The sequence below is a fragment of the Paenibacillus sp. Y859 genome, assembly GCF_056786405.1.
The window spans coordinates 159,278-179,555 of the sequence record NZ_JBXCIZ010000006.1; the positions used below are offsets into that span (position 1 = coordinate 159,278).

General features: G+C 42.1%; 21 protein-coding genes. 14 read left to right on the forward strand and 7 right to left on the reverse strand.

What is annotated here, in order from left to right:
- Positions 1–34 precede the first annotated feature (34 nt).
- Positions 35–205 carry a hypothetical protein gene (locus tag AC1TO8_RS14865; protein WP_482056395.1) on the forward strand — a complete coding sequence of 57 codons (171 nt, stop codon included), beginning with the start codon at positions 35–37 and terminating at the stop codon, positions 203–205.
- A 13-nt stretch (positions 206–218) separates the two neighbouring features.
- On the opposite strand, the gene AC1TO8_RS14870 is transcribed toward AC1TO8_RS14865, so the two are convergent.
- Positions 219–635, reverse strand: coding sequence for an LSm family protein (locus tag AC1TO8_RS14870; protein WP_482056396.1), 417 nt, complete (start codon positions 633–635; stop codon positions 219–221).
- A 275-nt stretch (positions 636–910) separates the two neighbouring features.
- The gene (locus AC1TO8_RS14875; RefSeq protein ID WP_482056397.1) at positions 911–4,855 is read right to left on the reverse strand and encodes a glycoside hydrolase family 10 protein; all 3,945 of its coding nucleotides are present in this window, start codon (positions 4,853–4,855) and stop codon (positions 911–913) included.
- 409 nt (positions 4,856–5,264) lie between these two features.
- On the opposite strand from AC1TO8_RS14875, the gene AC1TO8_RS14880 reads away from it, so the two are divergent.
- Positions 5,265–6,413 carry a family 8 glycosyl hydrolase gene (locus AC1TO8_RS14880; RefSeq protein ID WP_482056398.1) on the forward strand — a complete coding sequence of 383 codons (1,149 nt, stop codon included), beginning with the start codon at positions 5,265–5,267 and terminating at the stop codon, positions 6,411–6,413.
- Positions 6,414–6,479: 66 nt separating this feature from the next.
- A complete protein-coding gene (locus AC1TO8_RS14885) occupies positions 6,480–6,632 on the forward strand; it encodes a hypothetical protein (protein ID WP_482056399.1) in 153 nt (50 codons plus the stop codon).
- A 10-nt stretch (positions 6,633–6,642) separates the two neighbouring features.
- Here AC1TO8_RS14885 and AC1TO8_RS14890 read toward each other — a convergent pair whose 3' ends face one another.
- Positions 6,643–7,194: a helix-turn-helix domain-containing protein gene (locus AC1TO8_RS14890; protein ID WP_482056400.1), complete on the reverse strand. Its 552-nt coding sequence runs from the start codon at positions 7,192–7,194 to the stop codon at positions 6,643–6,645.
- Positions 7,195–7,405: 211 nt separating this feature from the next.
- On the opposite strand from AC1TO8_RS14890, the gene AC1TO8_RS14895 reads away from it, so the two are divergent.
- Together AC1TO8_RS14895 and AC1TO8_RS14900 are read left to right on the forward strand one after the other, a co-directional pair.
- Positions 7,406–7,555 (forward strand): DoxX family membrane protein, encoded by a 150-nt coding sequence (locus AC1TO8_RS14895; RefSeq protein ID WP_482056401.1) that lies wholly within the window; start codon positions 7,406–7,408, stop codon positions 7,553–7,555.
- Positions 7,531–7,695 (forward strand): hypothetical protein, encoded by a 165-nt coding sequence (locus AC1TO8_RS14900; RefSeq protein ID WP_482056402.1) that lies wholly within the window; start codon positions 7,531–7,533, stop codon positions 7,693–7,695. Before AC1TO8_RS14895 ends, AC1TO8_RS14900 begins: the two co-directional genes overlap by 25 nt.
- 41 nt (positions 7,696–7,736) lie before the next feature.
- Here the strand turns inward: AC1TO8_RS14900 and AC1TO8_RS14905 are convergent, their stop codons facing one another.
- Genes AC1TO8_RS14905 through AC1TO8_RS14915 form a run of 3 tightly spaced genes read right to left on the reverse strand, consistent with a single transcriptional unit; the run spans position 7,737 to position 10,611 of the window.
- Positions 7,737–8,597, reverse strand: a complete 861-nt coding sequence (locus tag AC1TO8_RS14905; protein ID WP_482056403.1) for a sugar phosphate isomerase/epimerase family protein — start codon at positions 8,595–8,597, stop codon at positions 7,737–7,739.
- 36 nt (positions 8,598–8,633) lie between these two features.
- Complete coding sequence (locus AC1TO8_RS14910; protein WP_482056473.1) at positions 8,634–9,512, reverse strand: sugar phosphate isomerase/epimerase family protein; 879 nt, start codon at positions 9,510–9,512, stop codon at positions 8,634–8,636.
- 40 nt (positions 9,513–9,552) lie between these two features.
- Positions 9,553–10,611, reverse strand: a complete 1,059-nt coding sequence (locus AC1TO8_RS14915) for a Gfo/Idh/MocA family protein (protein ID WP_482056404.1) — start codon at positions 10,609–10,611, stop codon at positions 9,553–9,555.
- 345 nt (positions 10,612–10,956) lie between these two features.
- Between AC1TO8_RS14915 and AC1TO8_RS14920 the strand changes: the two genes are divergently transcribed.
- The 6 genes from AC1TO8_RS14920 to AC1TO8_RS14945 all read left to right on the forward strand — a co-directional run bounded on the left by AC1TO8_RS14920 (position 10,957) and on the right by AC1TO8_RS14945 (position 16,084).
- The gene (locus AC1TO8_RS14920; protein WP_482056405.1) at positions 10,957–11,079 is read left to right on the forward strand and encodes a hypothetical protein; all 123 of its coding nucleotides are present in this window, start codon (positions 10,957–10,959) and stop codon (positions 11,077–11,079) included.
- A gap of 168 nt (positions 11,080–11,247) precedes the next feature.
- Positions 11,248–11,580, forward strand: a complete 333-nt coding sequence (locus AC1TO8_RS14925) for a PadR family transcriptional regulator (protein WP_482056474.1) — start codon at positions 11,248–11,250, stop codon at positions 11,578–11,580.
- Positions 11,577–12,899, forward strand: coding sequence for an FtsW/RodA/SpoVE family cell cycle protein (locus AC1TO8_RS14930; RefSeq protein ID WP_482056406.1), 1,323 nt, complete (start codon positions 11,577–11,579; stop codon positions 12,897–12,899). The genes AC1TO8_RS14925 and AC1TO8_RS14930 overlap by 4 nt, the downstream gene beginning before the upstream one ends.
- Before the next feature lie 157 nt (positions 12,900–13,056).
- On the forward strand, positions 13,057–14,343 hold the full coding sequence (locus AC1TO8_RS14935) for an MFS transporter (protein ID WP_482056407.1): 1,287 nt from the start codon (positions 13,057–13,059) through the stop codon (positions 14,341–14,343).
- A gap of 9 nt (positions 14,344–14,352) precedes the next feature.
- Entirely contained in the window at positions 14,353–15,264 is a 912-nt protein-coding gene (locus tag AC1TO8_RS14940; protein WP_482056408.1) for a polysaccharide deacetylase family protein, read from the forward strand.
- 46 nt (positions 15,265–15,310) lie between these two features.
- Positions 15,311–16,084 carry a metallophosphoesterase family protein gene (locus AC1TO8_RS14945; protein ID WP_482056409.1) on the forward strand — a complete coding sequence of 258 codons (774 nt, stop codon included), beginning with the start codon at positions 15,311–15,313 and terminating at the stop codon, positions 16,082–16,084.
- A gap of 624 nt (positions 16,085–16,708) precedes the next feature.
- Here AC1TO8_RS14945 and AC1TO8_RS14950 read toward each other — a convergent pair.
- Complete coding sequence (locus AC1TO8_RS14950; RefSeq protein WP_482056410.1) at positions 16,709–16,996, reverse strand: hypothetical protein; 288 nt, start codon at positions 16,994–16,996, stop codon at positions 16,709–16,711.
- 529 nt (positions 16,997–17,525) lie between these two features.
- Here AC1TO8_RS14950 and AC1TO8_RS14955 point away from each other — a divergent pair.
- The 3 genes from AC1TO8_RS14955 (at position 17,526) to AC1TO8_RS14965 (ending at position 20,265) form a co-directional block, all read left to right on the forward strand.
- Positions 17,526–18,080: a DUF5643 domain-containing protein gene (locus AC1TO8_RS14955; RefSeq protein ID WP_482056411.1), complete on the forward strand. Its 555-nt coding sequence runs from the start codon at positions 17,526–17,528 to the stop codon at positions 18,078–18,080.
- A gap of 45 nt (positions 18,081–18,125) precedes the next feature.
- Positions 18,126–19,073, forward strand: a complete 948-nt coding sequence (locus AC1TO8_RS14960; protein WP_482056412.1) for a protein-glutamine gamma-glutamyltransferase — start codon at positions 18,126–18,128, stop codon at positions 19,071–19,073.
- A gap of 187 nt (positions 19,074–19,260) precedes the next feature.
- Positions 19,261–20,265, forward strand: a complete 1,005-nt coding sequence (locus AC1TO8_RS14965) for a sulfonate ABC transporter substrate-binding protein (protein ID WP_482056413.1) — start codon at positions 19,261–19,263, stop codon at positions 20,263–20,265.
- Positions 20,266–20,278 lie beyond the last annotated feature (13 nt).

Here is a 20,278-nt window from a genome sequence, read left to right on the forward strand (position 1 = left end):
AAAGGAGAATTAGTTGTCAAAACTACACTTAAAAATGGTGATAACGCTGAAAAGTAGAATTTCCAGTAATTTAGATGTAGCCTGTGCAACTAAAGTTAGCAGCAAAGGGAATGTGCTGAATTTAGATGTACTTAATGCATCTGCATGCCTAGTGAATGGTGAAGGCGATAATTGGGGTCGTAGCTCCTACCTGTTAGCGATATAATATATTACTACGGTTACGCCATTAAACCTTTGATTCCCCCAATAAGAGGAATAATAGATTTAATTGTACTGTAGCCCATTCGCATAACTGGCCAAGTTTTCTGTATCATTCCTATGAAGCCGAGTCCTCCCAAACCTGTAGCCCCGGCACTTGTAGCGCCCGTAGCATTCGTACCTCCTGTAGCTCCACCCCCAAAGTTTCCTAATAATAAACCAAGTAATGGGAGTAATCCAGATACGGTCGCTTTTCGCGAACGAGAGGGAGGCTTTCTTTTAGATCTTCTATTTCTTCGTTGTGTGGAAAGGATTAAACCGTCCTTCTCAAGTCCGGTTATCCATCCTACATATGAACGTCCATCATGTAAAGTAACACGCACAGGTCGGCCCGTTAGCTTTTTTGCCCGCTTGCGGACTTTTGTTGATTTTGCCATTCTCGGATCACCTCGTTGTTCTACTTACTCTATATTACTCAGTTCATTATGTGCTGCCTGTGCGGTTGACCATAAATGTGAAAAGCCCTTTAATTTATTAGTATGTATTGGCTATATGGTGAAACAATAAAAGACTCGAAACGATAGTCTTATGACTAAAGTCTCGAGTCTTTTCATTTGTCGTCTCTAATAAACAGGTGTTATAAGACATGTTACTCTTGTGTTGTATAGGTGAGAGGACGGCAACTAAGCGTCCCTCAACGTGATGGCTAGAATTATAGGTTCCAGATACGGTATAGGATGACAGCCGCTTCTGCTCGGGTGAGCGTATCATTCGGTGCAAGCATACCGTTCTTATCATTTATAACTCCAGATTTCACTAGACCTGTAACACTGTCTTTCGCGTAACTAGAAATACTATCTGCGTCAGGATAATTGCTTAGACTTACGCTGGATTCGACTTGTTTGCTGGCAGCCTCGAGCGCACGTGCTGTCAGCACCATCATATCTTGACGGGTGATCTTGATGGTTGGATTGAAGTTGTTATCTCCAGCTCCAAGGGTGATTCCCAGTTCCTTCGCGATGATTAGCTCATTATAATAATAAGCAATAGAATTGACATCGCTGAACATCGTTTCATTTTCCCCTGTACCTTGCAATTCAAGCGCTCTTACAAGGAGGGCAATATAATCTGCTCTGTTGATGGAATCTGTTGGAGAGAAACTGTTCGCAGACGTACCCTTGATGACATCACGTGCTGCCATTGCTTCAATGGATTGCTTCGCCGATGTTACGTTATTCAAGTCTCCGAAGGTCTTATCGACGTAGGATACAGCATAGGTACCGAAATGTGTAGTTTGGAATACAACTGTTCCTGTAGCCGCATCGTAACGAGAATTCGTGATCGTTGTTACCTTGCCGTTGTCAGCAATGTACCAAACCACGATCGAATTAGGATTACTGAGCTCTTCTGCTGTCGGTGTGTAAGGAATAGAGATCGTTACAGGTGCCTTAGCGTTATTCCAAGGGATGACTTTGTCACCGACTATCAGGTTCAGATCCAATACCGGACGATTTCCGATCTGATCGCGAGTAGCTGAATCCAAGTGGTCTGTAGAAGCTTGGGCTATCCGTATGGATACTTGATCTGCTTTCTCCGTCACATTGGATAGCATATTGCTTGGAATTTGAATCGTTGCATTTTCTGTTTTTAACGAAAGCACGAAGTTTTCCTGACCTTTCAAGCTTTGAGTAGGCAGTTGAACTTCATACGATTTCGTGTTTGATTGCTTAGGCACTTCGATTACGATTTGTTTCGTGCCGTTTACTAATTTAGTAGATTGCTCAAGTGCCTTCTTCAGATTACCATCAGAAATTGTAGCTATTACCCTACCGCCCACGTTCGTCACTTCAGGCTTAATGGTAACAATGCCGTCTTTGTGCTCAACGTTTCCAGGCAATGGCACGGTACCGCCGGGGCCAGGGCTGGGGCTAGGACTGGGGCTAGGACTAGGGCTACTGCCGCCGCCATTACCGATTAAGGTAAGCACACCATACACGGATGTGTCCATATATCCAGTGCCGGTCGTATCGTTCCATGAGGCTACACCTTGACGGGCGCCATCTTTCGCGTCATTAATTTGAACGTCAAAACCAAGTTTTATGTCTTTATTTGGAGTTATATGGTTAAATGGTATCTTCACTTCAACCGTGTAGTTTGTTCCAGAAACGATAGTCTTCGATTCGAAACCATCTGCGATGCTTGTCGGATTGAATGATGTCTCGTTGTCAAAGTTTATTCTGTACTGTCCATCGTCAGCTTGATAGAACGATGACTTCTCATTGTTCTGGTCTAAGAAAATTTCGACGGAATCCTGTTCATGTGCTTCTGTGCTTGTTTTGTCAAGTTGAGTGTCCATAACCTGAATTAACACATAGAGGTTTTTATTGTCCCAGAGAGCTTTTGCCGTTCCCTGTGCTCCTTGCCAAGCAGTTTGGAAGTGATTAATCGGTATTTCAGCAGCCTCGCTCCAGACGGCGTCTATAGTACCGTCGATTACAGGTGTAGCAAAGCTAGCGGTTGATTGTTTGGCTTCTACCGACTCCATATCATGCTCTGCCATAAATTTAACCGGATTAATTACCCCGTAATAAGCTGGTTTAGCTTGAAGGTCCTTATCAAACAACAATGGATTGTTTTCGGCTCTCCAGCTCGTAGCATCATTCACTCCCCAAAATGTCACACGTGCGATATTAGCAGCGTGCTCCTTATAGAGCTTAAACAATTGTGCGTATAAATAGCCCTGAGCATTTGCATGTTTCTCGGAGAGCTGAGAATCGCTTCCCGCTGTAATGTCAAGCTCAGTTATACTAACTTCTACGCCCAAGGAAATAAATTTTTCCAAAGATAATCTAACATTATCTGGATTCGTGTTTACATTATAGTGCGCCTGCATACCGACGCCATCGATAAGGAGTTTACCCCCATTGGCTACTGCATATCTATCATTGATTTCTTTAACCATGCTGTATATGGCTTGGGCCTTATTCTGATTATCGTCGTTATAATCGTTGTAATAAAGCTTGATATCCCAGCCTTTCTCATCCAACACTTCTCTTGCCGCTAAGAACGACTGTTCTACGTAGTCTGATCCAATAGCAGTAGCCCAAGGGGATTGGCGTAGCGCCCCTTTCCAATCCGTCGGGTTAGAAGGGTTATCGTTCATTGCTTCGTTGACTACGTCCCAGGAAATCACCTTGTCGGCATAGTGTTCCATCACCTTTTTGATATGAGTTCTCAGATTGGCGAGTGCCTCAGCTCGTTCCATGGAAGTTCCATCTGCTGTCGTATTCAGCCACGTTGGTGACTGCTGATGCCATACTAGTACGTGTCCATGTACCTGTAGACCCTCAGCTAGTGCTTTATTGACAAGTGCATCCGCACTTTCAGGAGTAAATGTCTTATCTTCAGAATACATCTGATCTGGTTTCATTGCATTTTCTGCTGTAACAACATTGTGATGCATCTTGAGAAGCTCAAGTCTGATACCTTCCAGATCTGCAGAAGATACCGCGTTTCCGATTAGGAAGTCGTCTTGATAAGCATCTTTTATTGGAGTTAGGTCTTTCTCAATAGCGATCGGACCGGAGCCTGTTTTCACAAAGCTGATATCATCGATATAGAAAGATGCAGTTTTGTTATTAGAACTTTCTACATAGATGGTCAAATATTCTTCAGGTACACTAGTATAACGGTAGGTTCCTACAAACTGGACCCAGCCGTCTGTGGTTGTGATTGTTTGTTGCATAAGATTATTATAACTTGCGCTTGTATTACCAACCTGAGTTGATAGCTGGAGCGATGTACTACTTGAATCAATAAGTTTGATCCAAGCCGAAATTGTATATTCGGAGCCCTTGTCAACATACTCCTGAACATGCAATGACGGTCCATGCCAAGTATCTTCTCTACCTTCTACTTTCAAAGAGTATGAACCGTCGGCAGTATGATTTTCTTCATTGGTAACAGTCAGGGTTTCAGTACCTTTTCTACCTACAATGCCACCTGTTTTTTGATCTTCAAAGGTAATGGTAGAAAATTCTCTTGCCGGATCTCTATCGTCCTCGACCGGTGGTGTCTGACCGCCTGAAGTCACCTTCTCAGTGATTAGTACATCTCCAATGTAGAACGGGACAGTTGCCCCATCATCATTGGATTGAACGCGTAGTTTCGTATCTTTGCTAGTATCAACGGTAAATTCTTTAGTCAAAGTGATCGCTTTACCTGCTTCATAATTTATGCTTGCCAACCAACCATAGCTGATATTTGCCGTTTGAAGGTTCGCTTGTGCATCTGCGGGCACTACCACACCTTCGTCAACATAAACGGAAACGGTAACCGTATAGGTATTGCCGTTTTTCATGTTCATATCGCTGAAATTGAAATCAGCAGCGTCATGACCTTGCGTTCTGTTGCTTACATATAAAGCCGCACCATCAGCATTGCCATCGAACTCTTTATTAGTGACCACCGTCAGGTTAGCACCACCCGATTGCTCAGCAACTCCTTGACCATTCGCAAAAGTCTCATGATAAACGACATTTTGTTCTACTGGCATATCCAGTGCTGCTGCTTGAGCCTTCAGTGAGATTATGCCTGAAGGGATAAGCAAAGCTACTGCGAGTGCGATAGAGATGATCCTTTTGAGATTGTTACTCATTTGTTGAATTCCTCCCTTTACTAAACTAGATAATATAAAGCGCTTACAACGTATTGGAGTATTTGCCCTCCCGTCGTTAACTATAGCGTATGCCTAAGAATTACTTTACTAGAAAAACTAAAGAACTTACTGTACTAATTAAAGATTTTTCTGTAATTAATTTGGGTATTCAAAGAGCATGAATAATTATCAACAGCGAATATCTTGAAATTAGAATGATGCACCACAATTTTCGCCACTTTAATGATGAGTAGTTAGTTGATTTGGGTAAATATAAGCGTGATATGTGCATAGAACCCGAAGGGATAACGTGGTATTTTGAAGGTGACTCATCTGATATACCTATCGATTAGGTAAGCTAGCGCTGTGAAAGTTACAATTAGGATCAATTTGAGGGGAAGGTTTAACTATGAGTGATCACAAAGGAACTTTTCATACGGGACAATACCGTAATTTATTGAAGGAATATGGATACGACGAACAAAAAATTAACGCGCGAGTAGAAGATACATGGTGGAAGTTGTTTGAAGGTAACGAAGATACTCGCATTTATTATCACAGCGGTGAAGATATGGGCTATATGCTCGATACGGGTAATCTCGATGTCCGTAGCGAAGGCATGTCATACGGGATGATGATGGCGGTTCAACTTGATCGCAAAGATGTATTTGATCGATTGTGGAAATGGACGATGTCTTACATGTATATGGAGTCCGGTGAGAACGCTGGTTATTTCGCCTGGTCTTGTAAGACCGACGGTTCGCGACTGGCAAATGGGCCGGCCCCAGACGGTGAGGAGTTTTTTGCGATGGCGTTATTCTTCGCATCTCACCGCTGGGGAGATGGCCATGCTCCATTCAATTATGGCACTCAGGCGCGCGATTTGCTTCGCACTTGTCTCCATAAAGGTGAGGATGGTATTGGACATCCAATGTGGGATCCACACAACAAGCTGATCAAGTTCATACCGAACTGTGACTATTCCGATCCGTCCTATCATTTACCCCATTTCTATGAGTTGTTCGCACTTTGGGCTTATCCGGAGGATCGAACATTCTGGACAGAGGCGGTTGTTGCAAGCCGGGCGTACTTGAAGATCTCATGTCATCCTGTGACAGGGCTAGCGCCAGAGTATGCTTATTATGATGGTACACCGAACGATGAACGGGGTTATGGGCACTTCTTCAGTGATTCTTATCGAGTTGCCGCTAACATTGGTCTGGATTGGGAATGGTTTGGCGCGGATGAATGGACATGCGAGGCGGCCAACAAGATCCAGGCGTTTTTTGCGGATAAGTTGCCTGATGACTACCGTAGGTATACCATCGCAGGTGAGCCATTTGCAGAGAAGGCGTTGCACCCTGTCGGTTTGCTGTCTACGAATGCCATGGCATCGCTTGCCGCAACGGGACCTCATGCACGTGCGAGCGTCGATCTGTTCTGGGATACACCGGTGAGAACCGGTACTAAGAGGTATTACGACAACTGCCTCTATCTGTTTACGATGCTGGCGTTGAGTGGGAATTATCGTATATGGTTTCCGAAGTCATTTGACTAATAAAGAGCCTCGTTGCTCAACAAATTGCATTACTAGAGTCTACCAAGAATCGAATTTTGATTATTGATGACGATGTTGAATGGGCTGGAGGTTCATAAGCAAATTGTAGAGAAATCTCAACAGAAGCATTCACCGGTCATTGTAATTAGCAGCGATGGACTTCATACCCAAGCCGTACAGCAAAACACTTGCTGTACGGCTTTTTCACTATTAGTGTAAAAACTATAACTCAGATTAAATCCTGTTGCTGTTCTGTTTCTGTGTACACGGTTATGAGTATGGTTGCTGGTTCATCGCCTATATTCTTCACCAAATGGGGTGTACAGGCATTCCAACTAAATGAATCACCCTCTCCCAATTCAGCGATATCTTCTCCTTGTTCAGCATAGATCTTTCCTTTGATGACAACATGTACCTCTTCTCCCTCATGCGCATGCGGAGCTTCGCCTGTCGAGGATCCAGGGGGGATTTCGACTAACATCATCCTTACGTTCTTAGTTGAGCTTAAATGCTCGACCTTCAAATCTCCAGTGCCACTTTTAGTTATTCTTCGTTCGTCTTTTCGGACAATATTCATACGATCTTCTTTTTGTAGTAGTAAATAAGCTAAAGGCACTTTCAAAGTCTTCGCAATACTTTCCAATGTGGCAATGGATGGGGATGTCTTATTGGTTTCAACTTGGCTCATGAATCCTTGGGATAATCCTGTTGCTTCGCAAATATGAGCAATAGTCAAATTTTTTCGTTTGCGGATTGTACGTATTGTAGAGCCAATGTCCATTACTTTCACTCCTATAAATATTTGTAATATAGAATATATCTACATACTAACAATATTATTCTTGACATACTAGTCTAACATACGTTGAATTACTTATATAAATATTATATTCATTTTACTAATAAACATGAAGTGGAGAGATGGATATTCTAGAAATATTAGCTTTTTTAGCAGAGTAAATACAATAAAACAATAAGGGTGGAGAAAAATAATGACGAAAGAAACAATGGTGTCAACTTTAATGCGTGTCGTGTTAGGAATATTATTTCTAGATCATGGAATAAGTAAATTGCAAATGGGTCTAGGAAATGTACAGGGTTACTTGGAACCGACCAGATGGCTGGATATGAGTTGGATTTAGTTTTTATGCTTGTAACGATTTATTTAAGTGTTGCCAAACCTACGGCGTTGTCTATCGATCAAGCATTTCTTAAAAAACGTAGCGAACAATATAAAAATAAGAAGCCATTCAAACAAGTAGAAAAAGGGACCGTCCTATAACGCTATCGTTATTAGGACGGTCCTATTCTATCAGAATGAAATTAAATCTCGTTCCAAATCCGCTTGACGTTATCAAAGGCGATCTTAGTTCCTTTGCGGCAATCTTCCATACCTTCATATTCGATAGACACATAGCCGGCATAACCGGATTGTTTCACGATACGTAAAATTTCGTACATATCGAGGTCGCCTTGACCAGCAATCGCACCTCGGAGGAAGGCTCCGCTTGCGCTCTTGAACCAGCCTTCACCCGGGTTGCGGTGAGAAGGACGGACATAGAAATCTTTAATATGAATCATGGAGGCATATTTCATATTTTTCTGCACGGCTGATAACGGGTCTTCATCCACACATAGAAAGTTACCGACATCAAGCGTCGTCTTGAAATTTGGACGATCTACAGCGTGAATAAGAGTCTGCACGCGATCACTCGCCTGAACGTAATAGCCATGGTTTTCTACACTTGTCGTAATCCCATAGGAATTGGCGTGATCAGCGATACGCTGACAAGCACGGGTGATCATTTCTAGATCTTCATTGAATCTTGCGATGGTCGTATCATTCCGGGAAGCAACATCATGGCGCATCAGCTTGGCTCCAAGACGATTGGCACGGTCTACTTCACTAATAACATGTTGAATTTCTGCCTCATACGCTTCTTCTGTCTCTGTGATGAAGTTTGCTCCAATGGCATAATTGGAAATATCAATACCGACTTCCGCAGCTTTCTCGCGAATTTGGTCCTCTAGTTCCGGATTACTGTTGAAATTGAATCCGAGATTCGGCACAATTTCAATATGCTGAGCGCCAATGTCAGCGACCCACGCGATGACATCTTGGATGGTCATATCTCCTGCTGCCATAGCCTGATATAAACTGTAAGAACTAATTCCCAACTTCATGGATTGATGCTCCTTTTTAGAATGGATGTAGTTAAATTAACCTCGGAATGCTTTGATAAAACTAACAGCTTTCCGGATATCTTCCTCCGGATTTGTTCCTACTTCGCGTTCAATCGTTAAATAACCGTTATATCCAATTTCCTTAAGGGCTGCGAAATAGGCTGGGAAGTCAACCTTACCTTCACCGAGCGGAACCTCCTCAAAGGCTGCGCCAGATGCTGCCATCTCAGCGATTTTGGCATGATCCATCGCGCCATATCCGAGATAACCATATACATCCCTCGGATCAACAGGGCGTAGACGCTTACCGTCTTTGACGTGCGTATGGACAAGGTAATCTTTTAGTATTTTGACGCCTTCGACGGGGTCATCTCCAGTAACCATAACCATATTGGCCGGATCGAAGTTGACGGAAACTCCATTGGTGCTCAAAGTATCGAGAAAACTCTTCAGATGGGCTGCTGGCTCTGGGCCAGTCTCAATAGCGAAGTATGCATTCAGACTCTTCGCATATACACCGAGCTCATTGCATGCCCGCTGCATTGCGTCATAGATTCGACTATTTTGATTCTCTGGGACAATACCGATATGGGTCGTTACGACGGAACTGCCGAGTTCCACAGCCAAATCAAGGATTCGTTTGGATTTCTCAACTTTGTCAGGATTCGCCTCGGCATCTTGGAAGCCATGACCAGCTAAATCACCGCATAACGCCGAAATTTCAAGTCCCAATTCGTCGATATAACTACGAAGTTCTTTACGTTTGGCACCGATTAGTATAGTGGGGTCCATTTCACCAGATACAGCATATATTTGTACGCCATCCGCACCCACGTCTTTTGCCTTCTTCAGACCTTCCCGAACGCTTACACCAAAACTATCTACAATAACACCAATTTTGTTATTCAGTTTCATCTTGTTATTCAGTTTCATTTTATTATGTCCTCCGTCATCGTTAGAATTGAATTTCTCGTCCCTCAGCAGCAGATTGATAAATAGCGTTTAGTATTTTAATCATTTCGACACCGTCTTCCACAGGACTATTCGTTTCGATAATACCCTGGCAACTGTCTACGAAATGATTGATCTCATTCTGGAAGCTTCCACTGAAATCGAAAGCAGGTTGGGTGATCTGCGGTTCGATATTGATCATTGTATTATGTTGTTCGGTGACGATGGACAATGTCGGTTCGATTTCCGCACCGCCCTTGGTGCCATACAGATTGATTTGAGCCGAGTCTTGTTTGGCATGGAGTGTGAAACTGACATCGACCAATAGCGAAGCTCCATTCTCGAAACGGATCAGTGCATTTGCCATGTCCTCTACATCGTTATGTGATGCATCATAATCGGCTGCTTTATAGAAGTCATAATTCTCTACATGGGAGCGATTGCCGAGTTTAGAGTAAGTGTTACCACTGACTGATTTCACCTTAGGTCTACCCATCAAGTACCAGCATAGATCAATTGCGTGTACGCCGATGTCTATAAGTGGTCCCCCACCGGAACGCTCCTTATCAGAGAACCAGCCACCTGGATTGCCAATACGGCGAATCATGCTAGCTTTGGCAAAGTATAGTTCACCGAGATCACCAGCATCAATAAACTTCTTTAACACGGAAATATTAGAAGCGTGACGACGAACAAAACCGACCTGAAGTATTTTACCGGTTCTGCGTACAGCCTCTTCAACCTTTAAGGCTTCTTCCACCGTCTTACATAGCGGCTTCTCACATAATACGTTCTTATCAGCTTCGAGAGCAGCGATACTGATCTCGGCATGCGAATTGTTCCAGGTACAGATGCTGACAGCTTGCACTTCAGCGTTAGCAAGCAGTTCACGATAATCGGTATATACATGAGGAATATTATATTTCTTCGCAGATTCAAGGGCTCTCTCTTCATTTAAATCACAAATGGCCAATAGTTGTACTTTCGGATTGGCTTGATAAGCTTGCAGATGGGATTCAGAGATGGATCCATTACCAATTAGACCTATTTTTATCGTTGTCATTGCGTGCGCTTACATCCTTTCAAATGTCAGACGGACATGTTTTATTTGTTTAATTAATGCTAAATATAGCATAGCTCTCTAACAGATAGAATGTGTAGGGTATCAAAATACATGGACTATATGATCAGTATATCTCTCAAATAATGTGTAACAGGAGGATCACTTTGGGGGACTGTCTACTCTAACCTTTATGATAATTAAAAGTCTATCTATTTTTGCAGAGAGTGACGAACAAAGCTTCGTGATGAAGGTAGTGAAGGTGAGACTGGAATAGATGCATAAATGCATCTAATTAGAAGGAAAAGTAGGGAATGAGTGAATTAGTTGTAAAAACTACAGTTAAAAATGGCGATAACGCTGAAAAGTGAGGATTCCTGGAATCTAGATGTACTCCATGCAACTAAAGTTAGCTTCAGAGGGATTGGTTTGAATTTAGATGTATTTCATGTACCTAATAGTGAATGGTGACGGCGATCCCTTTTCAATTTAACAATTCCTTGTTTTGGTTAATAAACAGGCGTGCAATTAACTAATTTATTGTGGACAGCGTATGGACATTACTGTATTGTAATACCTAGAATACATATGCATAGTGATTCAAGGTATGGCATTAGAGAGGGGCTTAATAGAATGAAGATCAGTATTCCAAAAGAAATGCTCAAAGGTAGTACAGGTACCTTGGTGCTTACGCTTCTGGAGCGTCAAGATTTGTACGGCTATGAGTTAATCAAGGAATTAGAACGTTGTTCTGATGGGATATTTGTACTTAAAGAAGGGACCTTATATCCGATTCTTCATGCCATGGAGGCAGAACGATGGGTGGAGGCCTATTGGTCTCAAGTTGAAGGTCGCAAACGTAAATATTATCGTCTCACGAAGACAGGTAGAGAACAGCTAACGAAGAAGAAGGCAGAGTGGACCCTTTTCAGAAATGCAGTCGATGGTGTACTTGGGGAGGGAAAGGTATGATTCGAAACCATGAAATCATTCGGAGTTACTTGCGCGAAGTATGCTCCCACGTTCGTTCAAAGGCAGTGCATCGGGAGATCAAGCATGAATTGGAGAGTCATCTTGAAGAGCTTGTATTGGAACGGGAGAAGGAAGGCATGGCTCGAGATGAAGCTGTGCTCTGGGCAATCCAGCAGATGGGTAACCCTACAGAGGTAGGAAATGGACTGCATTCAGTGCATCGCCCACGGATCCATTGGGGATTGCTTATAGGCGTTATGGCATTCTTGATTATCGGGATATTCGCGGTGGTTGCAGTAGAGGAAGCAATGAGTGGACAAAATAGAGGGGATATACAGTATGTTAAATACAAGATATTGGCCATTAGCATTGGAATGATCTTGATGGTTATGTTCTATTTCTTCAATTATCTGAAGATAAGGTCTTATTCCTATGCTCTATACGTTGTCATTATTCTTGGTATGTTGTTAACAGGGCTGTTAGGGAATCAAATAAACGGAAGTAGATATTTAGATCTTCCTTTCTTATCAATTGACTGGCTTGGCATAAGTCCCTATTTGCTGATGGTTGCAGCCCCTGGTATGATGATGGGTTGGAAGAAGCATAAGCAATTCTGGGTGTTGACAACCATTGCCTTCTTGCTCGTGCCTATGTTCTTTTTTCTATCGTTTTCTGCAACGGGTAATTTCATGTTATACATGGCCGGATACTTCTTTTTACTGGTAATCATGACAAGAAGCTGGTGGGGGATACTCATTCAGGGAATGGTATTGACGTTATGTATGTTTCTAGGAATATTGCAGAGACCCTATATAAGAGCTAATCTCGCTGCTTTCTTTAATCCTGATAAGGACCCCCTGGGGTCAGGTTATATATACCGTGTATTGGAGGAGAGTATTACTTCGGCAGGCTGGTGGGGTCATGGCTTAGAGGGGGAAATATTACAGTCTGTTCCATATATTCCGACGGAAAATATCATTGCATTCTTGATCTATAGTTACGGTTGGTGGATCGGAATTGTTATATTAATCAGCAGTGTATATTTTGTCGGACGGTTATTTCAATCGAATCGAGCTGTGAAAGAACCTTATGGACAATATCTTAGTGTGGGTGTGGCGGGAATGCTTAGCTTCCAGATAGTATATAGTCTGCTCATGCCATTAGGTCTAGTACCTTTTATTAGTATTTCTTTTCCTTTCTTAAGTAACGGAGGTAGTCACGTCATTATCGAAATGGCGGCGGTAGGTCTGATCCTGGGCATCTATCGTAGAAAAGACTTGGTGATGAGTAGTAAGAATGTGTATGGAGAAACCCCCTGACCAAGGACGCCGAAAGGCGTCCTTTTTCATTGCATGATGGCGTAGCAACAGAATCAACACCACAGTCACTCTCAAAGACTTACATAATAAATATGGTAAAATATTACGCCCATCGAATATAATAGAGTCAGAGTTCTTACATAGGGGAGGCATGTTCATGAAGGGTAAATGGATCAATTCACCATACACATTTGCATTAGGAATGTTCGCGATGATGGTTCCTAGTCAGGCATTTAGTTCATTTTACAGCTATTTCTATGTGGAAAAGTTAGGTCTTGGGCTGGGACTTGCTACACTGGCGCGTACTATCTTCCTGATCTGGGATGCAGTGAATAATCCGTTATTCGGGTATTGGTCAGATCGTACGAATACTCGTTATGGACGTCGCAGGCCATGGGTGTTCGGTTCAATCCCACTATTTATGCTGGCATTTGTGCTCGTATTCTCTCCTCCAGGCGGATTGTCGGAGAATGGACTATTTATCTGGTTCCTAGTGACACTTATTCTCTATGAGGCTGTTGCTACAGTATTGTGGGTGAACTACGGGGCGCTACTTCCGGAACTCTTTCGAGGAGATCGAATTCGTGCGAAGGCATCCGCGATCCAGCAAGGTTACCAAGTCGTTGCATTGTTAATCGCTACGGCATTAACTCCTATGCTTTTTGCTGCTATCAACTTCTCTAATATGGCGATTGTGTACGCATGTGTCTTTGGTATCTTTATGTATATTTGTATGATGAACGTTAAAGAGAAGAAAGATACCGGAACAGGTGAGCCATTAAAGTTGATTCCAGCCTTTCGGGAGACGGTTCGGAATAAGAAATTTTGGGTGTTTAATATTTCGAATTCTTTTGCCCAAACGGTGAATGGACTTATTAGCTCAATGATTCCTTTTTACGCCAAATATGTCCTTCATATTTCAGAGGCACAAATGTCTATTTTGCTGGCATCTATATTTGTTTCGGTCATTCCATTAGTGTTCGTATGGTACTGGATTATTCGGAAAATGGACGGGGTTAAGGCATGGAGATTGTCTTTGATCATATACAGTTTATCAGTGATTCCACTGTGGTTCAGTTATGATCTTATAAGCGGTGTTGCTGCAGGTATTGCGGTTGGATTCGGACTGGCGGGATTCCTTGTAACTCCGGCGATCGTAGGCGGAAGAATTATTGATGAGGATGCGGATAAAACAGGCCAGAGAAGAGAAGGCATCTATACGGCGGTTAGCGGATTTATTACACGTTCGAGCGGATTGATCTCAGCGCTGGCTTTTTTCATTGTAGGTATGATATTCGGTTATGAAAGTGGGGACAATCCGGGCTCGGACCCTGAATCGACATTCCGATATTTGATTAGTGTCGTTCCGTTATGTCTCCTAGTGATATCTGTTGCTATATCTTTCTCAATCAAATTCAAATTTACAACAACCTCTGAGGGGTGACCTATGACCATGAGCAGAAGATTAATCATCAATTGTGACGATTTCGGGCAAAGCGCCCCCATGAACGAGGCGATCATGCATCTACTGGAAGAGGGGAAAGTATCATCAGCAACGATGATGGCTGTGGCTCCAGGGTTTGAGGAGGCAGCTGATTGGTGTGCGAGACGGCGGCAGCCCAATGTGGGGCTTCATCTGACGATGACTAGTGAATTTGATGCCTTACGTTGGAGTAGCTTGACGGGCGATCCTTCTCTCCATGATGAGAGTGGCCATCAATATAAGACGGTGAAGGAATTCGAACTGGGAGCACAGACCAAGGCAGTACTGAAAGAGATAGATGCACAGTATAAGCGAGTTAAGAAGTCGGGTATTACGATTAGCCATGTCGATAACCATATGGGAAGCTTATACGGAATGGAGACAGGCCGGAGCTTGCTTCCGCAGACACTGTGGAAGACTTCACGCTGGGGATTACCCTCGCGCTTCTTTCGGTATATCGACGCAGAAGATCCACTGCTTGGCTCGCTGACGAACATTGAACGTCCGGTCGCACTTGGAGCGGCCCTGGCGGATACGTTAGGGGTACCCATTCCAGATTATCTATTGTCGCATCCCTTTGGTGTACATGAGGGCGAGACCTATGACAGCTTCAAGCAGTCGATCATCGACAAATTGTATAAGCTTCCTAATGGTGTAAGTGAGACTTATATCCATCCTGGAATGGCGGATCCGTGGATGCTAGCGAATATTCCGCACTGGGAGAAGCGAGTATGGGAATCTCGCCTGCCTTTCGACGATGATTTCATCTATGCGATGCGTGATGCTAGAGTTGAATTGACCGACTACCGGTATGTACAGGAGCATCTTAGACGTCCGCGGGTACGGTCAGCATTTAGGCTGTTGAAGGCATTGACAAAGTAACGGTGAATAATGTGTACAATAGGTTGACTTGAAAGGGAATTGAGGCATGAGAAAACTTGTAATTAGTGATATTCACGGCTGTTACGATGAGTTTAATGAATTATTGAACAAAGTGAAATATAGTCCAGTAGAAGATCAATTGATTCTGCTTGGTGATTATTGTGACCGAGGTATGAAGAGTAAGGAAGTTATTGAACAGGTGAAACAACTCGTAGAACAGGGAAATGTCATTGCGCTACGAGGGAATCATGACCAGATGTTTATCGATGCGATGGAAAGCGATGAAAATGCGATATGGATTGAAAATGGAGGTTTACCTACTATTCAGAGTTATGTTGGTGTGGGCTGGTTCAAACAAGGGTTCAACTATCCTGAATATAATAAAGCGAAAGCTTTCATCAAAGTCTACTATCAACATCATATTGATTTTTTGAAGTTGCTACCCGTATATGTTGAGGACGACAAACACATATTCGTACATGCAGGCATGGATCCTACATACATAGGCGACTGGAAATCACAGCCGGACAGAAATTTTATGTGGGGAAGTAAAAGATTTCTAAGTAGTGCAAATTTATTAAATAAAACGATTGTGTTCGGACATATCATAACGAAGCGTATCCATAAATCAGCGAATATTTGGTTCGGTGATCAGAAGATTGGAATGGACGGAGGTTGCTGTTTCGGACTTCAATTAAACGGTTTAGAAATACATGAAGCGGGATACAAGACCCATGTTATACAGAAGAATAAGGGCTTGTATTCACGTGCACTACGATTACTTCAAAGGCTTTTAAGCATACTTGAATGGAGAAAATAGATAAAGTATGAGGTGACGTAAAGGAGAAGAAACCTCGTAAATTTTCTAACGGAAACAGCAGACCTTATTCTGCCTTAAATATCACTTTTGAAATTTTAACGGAACTGGGGAAGCTTATTCTGCCTTTTCCCACGGATTTAGGCTGTTTATGCGTATATAGAGGCGTGTGTTTCCGTTAGAATTTCATAATGGCCTTTTTCCATGGAATAAGGTCTGTGGATTCCATTATCTCAGCAGGGATTTCTTCCTCATACTAACGCACAGAACAAGAACCTATCGCATGTTGTGGTGGGTTCTTATTGTGAATGTAAGAATTCGGCAATCTTAAGTATTTCTTTTTAGTAGACATGAATGGTACTTTCTAAATATAAATAAATTATCCAAAAAGTGTGTGCATACATAGATAACAACTTCGGGACTGGTAATACTTGACTTGAGGTGAGGGTACAAATGGCCATTCGAGACAGACATCTTCATACGAAGTTACTGGGCATGCAATTGAGACAGGGTATGTTTAATCAAGCGGGGGTTCTTGTAGCGCCTGCATTGACGGTCATTAGCGCATCATGATAATTAGCAACGACGTTAGAAGCTGCTGTAACCTGATTCTTTACACGGCTAGAATCATGGTGATTTCATACTGAAAAAATGATTGAATAGTCCAATGGCCGAGATTTTTTCCGATTCAGTAAATTGTGTAGTGCATACACTGACAAATACAAAGTTTTTGCAGGTTGTAACATTTTCGATAAATAAGTCTCCAAGTAAGTTAATACCGAAGTTGACTAGTTGATTATTACTTTCCTGTTTTATTTCTTCCTTCATCCATTCAACGTATTGTTGCTTATTAGGAACAGTTACGGCAGCAATGATTAGCAAAAGTAAAATCCCAACAACGATAAACTTCTTCATACCTATGACCGCCTTTTAAATGAAATATCATATTAGGTAATTATAACCAAAAAACTCCGTATTTAGAAGAAGAAATATACAGCGTTAAATCACAGTAAGTTTGCTTTGCTCCTGATCTTTTGAAATATACACTAAAATAAATACTTTCATTGTCACAAACGCCACTATTTTTTAGTTATATATGTATAGGAAGGAGGTTTGGTATGAATAATTCACACCAGAATGATATGGATATGAAGCTAGTATTAGACAAGATTCAGCTGGGAGATAAGGGCTCTTATTCTATCATTATTGATCGCTATCAAAGTATTAGTGAATATTAACGGATTTATTAATACTAATTTACTGTCAGCTTGGATATACAAAATTGCAAAAAATCACTGCACTGATTTAAGTTTGAGGAAACATTAATAGAATCAATTAATGGTGTGAATCTATCTGTTAAAGGGGAGTCTTCTAAAACCTATTCGACTACAGGGGGGGGAATCGTACTGGGGTTGTTATGCATCCGAGTCCGGATACAAATGCAATGATTCTAGAATTTTCAGATCTGAGAAATCAAGGAGGAGAAGCTTTTCCAGAAAAATTTGAAATTGCTTTGGATTTAGAAGTCTCGGGAATTCAAAACCCATTTAAATTAAATATTCCAGTAGAAATGAACACCCAGAACAATGTAGTGCTAACCCCTTCCATAAATCGTAAATATGAGAACATAAATTTAAAGTTTGAAAAAATTGAATTTACACCCATGACAACTAACCTAACTACACGGATAGAATTGCCCAAGAATATGAAGATCTCATCGTTAGAACGAAAATCGATTGGTTACCATCTATTTAATGGAAAAGGAGAACAAGTGCAAACAACGGGTGGTCATGGATCTAGTGCAACGAACGGAAATATTCTAACAATGGATACTCAATTCGAACCCTTTGAATCAATTCCCAAATCAATAACTATAAAACCATTTCATTATTTTTATAAAAATAAGGAAACAAATGATTTCGAAATAGGCGCAGATGGACATGTGAAAGTAGTGTATATTCCCGAATTGGAGATGACCATATCGGTTACCTCGAAATAAAGGGACAAGAGTGTAAGAACCGATAAAGATGGAAAAGGCATTACCTTGAGAACGGTATGCCCTTTCGTTCCTAATCAATGTTATCAAGTTCTACGTTACCCCGCACCAACACCAGAGCAGACACGTACAATAGCCTATATTCAGAAAAACAATATGGAGGTACGTGCGATGATCTTGATCTCGGGTTTTGATGTAGAGCAAATAAATAGTACGTTACAGCTATCGAATTTAGAAAAGGAAATTGTGAATCAAAAGGAAAAGAGTCAGATCGTCTATCGTTATGATTCCCCTGAAGCTCTGGAATTTGAGTTGAAAATGAGAACAGGTATTGTGGAATCAGCTAAAGCTTTAGAAGATAGCGATGTGAGCTTTGCGATCTTTAAGAACTCTCGATGCAATACGAAGTTGTGGACGCGAACAGAGGATGGAGGTTTCAGACTGAGGGGTGATGTATTACCTTCGGATGGGATCACTGATATTTTCACAAATGGGCATCTGTATGCCTTTGAATGTGCAACCGCGATGGTGATTATCCTATATAAAGCGACATTGGATGCCATTCATAAGGAAGTATTTAATATCTATTTCAAGAATTTATTCTTAAGGGATTGGCAGTATGACAGCGACTTACGGCTACTTATAACAGAACATAAGAATGAAGCTTACCCTGGTGATATCGTTTATTTCAAGAACCCAGACCATGCTCCAGAAACGCCGGAATGGCAGGGAGAGAATGCGGTTTTGTTAACGAATAATTTATACTTTGGACATGGAATAGGGATCAGAACGTCGGAACAAATGATAGCATCCCTTAATCGAAAAAGAATACCTGGGAGTATGAAATCGGCGTACCTTTCAGATGAAGTGGTTCATCCGGATTTTGAATATGTACGTAAACTATCTCTGAATGAAGCTCCTTTGAGAGTACAAGATACTTATGTACAAGGCGTAATTATGGCCAGAATAGGGACTCGTGTTTATCGTTATCAATAAATAACTTCTTGACACTAACTTGTGTACAGTGTTAATATTCCAATAAATCATAGTTGTATTATCGGATTAATAAAATACTTTGGATTTACCGGACAACCGGAGGTCTCTCTTATCGCATATTTGTTGCGATTCGGGGGACCTTTGTTGATTCTAGGAGTCCAAAACCAAAAAGGGGAGTAGGTTTATTATGAAACGGAGAACAATTTCATTCAATCGTAGATTGGTCATTTCATCGGTGCTGTTATTAACGTTGGTACTGTCTGCCTGCAGTGCCAACGAAGACCAGAGCATCAAGGAGACCAATTCTCCTCCCGGGATTTCGGAGACAAGGGATATCACTATACGAATTGGCTTTCAGAAATACGGAACGATTAATATTCTAAAGGCAGACGGTGCACTTGATAAGCGTCTTGCTGACGAGAGGAATATCAAGATTGATTGGATTGAATTTCCTGGCGGGCCACAGTTGTTGGAGGCGCTAAATGTTGGAAGTCTGGATGTTGGACATACGGGAGAGGCTCCGCCTATATTTGCGCAAGCTGCTGGTGCACCGCTCGTGTATCTTGCGCATGAGCCAGCAAGTCCTGAGAGTGAAGGAATCATTGTGCCGAAGGATTCTCCCATTCAGACCGTAGCCGATCTGAAGGGTAAGACCGTTGTTCTGAATAAAGGCTCAAATGTACATTATTTGTTAGTGAAGCAGCTTGAACAAGCCGGAGTCGCATATAAGGACGTTAATGTGAAATTTCTCCCACCTGCGGATGCTCGCGCTGCCTTTGAGAAAGGGGTTGTAGATGCATGGGTCATTTGGGATCCATTTCTGGCTGCGGCACAGACAGCTACAGGAGGTAGAATGATAGCAGATGGTACGGGGGTTGTATCCAACCATGAATTTTACTTGGCAACTCGTACCTTTGCGGAGAAGTATCCCGACATCGTCGATATATTGTTGGAGGAATCAGATAAAATCGATATCTGGTCGAAGGAGCATCCGAAGGAACTAGCTGAGAAGCTGTCCCCGCAGCTTGGCATTGATGTAGAATCACTTATTTTGGCAGCGGGTCGCCGAGCATATGGTGTTCAACCCATTGATGGCGAGCTCATCCAAATCCAGCAAGCTATTGCGGATACATTCTATGATTTGGAGCTAATTCCGAAAGCTATCGATATTAATGAAGCTATTCTAAAATAAAAAATGATTACAA

Excerpts from the sequence above, each read along its gene's own strand:
- AC1TO8_RS14880 (WP_482056398.1), top strand. The coding sequence starts at position 5,265 with ATGAGTGATCACAAAGGAACTTTTCATACGGGACAATACCGTAATTTA.
- AC1TO8_RS14885 (WP_482056399.1), top strand. The coding sequence starts at position 6,480 with ATGACGATGTTGAATGGGCTGGAGGTTCATAAGCAAATTGTAGAGAAA.
- AC1TO8_RS14930 (WP_482056406.1), top strand. The coding sequence starts at position 11,577 with ATGATTCGAAACCATGAAATCATTCGGAGTTACTTGCGCGAAGTATGC.
- AC1TO8_RS14945 (WP_482056409.1), top strand. The coding sequence starts at position 15,311 with ATGAGAAAACTTGTAATTAGTGATATTCACGGCTGTTACGATGAGTTT.
- AC1TO8_RS14895 (WP_482056401.1), top strand. The coding sequence starts at position 7,406 with ATGACGAAAGAAACAATGGTGTCAACTTTAATGCGTGTCGTGTTAGGA.
- AC1TO8_RS14890 (WP_482056400.1), bottom strand. The coding sequence starts at position 7,194 with ATGGACATTGGCTCTACAATACGTACAATCCGCAAACGAAAAAATTTG.
- AC1TO8_RS14910 (WP_482056473.1), bottom strand. The coding sequence starts at position 9,512 with ATGAAACTGAATAACAAAATTGGTGTTATTGTAGATAGTTTTGGTGTA.
- AC1TO8_RS14875 (WP_482056397.1), bottom strand. The coding sequence starts at position 4,855 with ATGAGTAACAATCTCAAAAGGATCATCTCTATCGCACTCGCAGTAGCT.
- AC1TO8_RS14915 (WP_482056404.1), bottom strand. The coding sequence starts at position 10,611 with ATGACAACGATAAAAATAGGTCTAATTGGTAATGGATCCATCTCTGAA.
- AC1TO8_RS14920 (WP_482056405.1), top strand. The coding sequence starts at position 10,957 with ATGGCGATAACGCTGAAAAGTGAGGATTCCTGGAATCTAGATGTACTC.
- AC1TO8_RS14965 (WP_482056413.1), top strand. The coding sequence starts at position 19,261 with ATGAAACGGAGAACAATTTCATTCAATCGTAGATTGGTCATTTCATCG.
- AC1TO8_RS14940 (WP_482056408.1), top strand. The coding sequence starts at position 14,353 with ATGAGCAGAAGATTAATCATCAATTGTGACGATTTCGGGCAAAGCGCC.
- AC1TO8_RS14865 (WP_482056395.1), top strand. The coding sequence starts at position 35 with ATGGTGATAACGCTGAAAAGTAGAATTTCCAGTAATTTAGATGTAGCC.
- AC1TO8_RS14900 (WP_482056402.1), top strand. The coding sequence starts at position 7,531 with ATGGCTGGATATGAGTTGGATTTAGTTTTTATGCTTGTAACGATTTAT.
- AC1TO8_RS14955 (WP_482056411.1), top strand. The coding sequence starts at position 17,526 with ATGATTCTAGAATTTTCAGATCTGAGAAATCAAGGAGGAGAAGCTTTT.
- AC1TO8_RS14870 (WP_482056396.1), bottom strand. The coding sequence starts at position 635 with ATGGCAAAATCAACAAAAGTCCGCAAGCGGGCAAAAAAGCTAACGGGC.
- AC1TO8_RS14905 (WP_482056403.1), bottom strand. The coding sequence starts at position 8,597 with ATGAAGTTGGGAATTAGTTCTTACAGTTTATATCAGGCTATGGCAGCA.
- AC1TO8_RS14935 (WP_482056407.1), top strand. The coding sequence starts at position 13,057 with ATGAAGGGTAAATGGATCAATTCACCATACACATTTGCATTAGGAATG.
- AC1TO8_RS14950 (WP_482056410.1), bottom strand. The coding sequence starts at position 16,996 with ATGAAGAAGTTTATCGTTGTTGGGATTTTACTTTTGCTAATCATTGCT.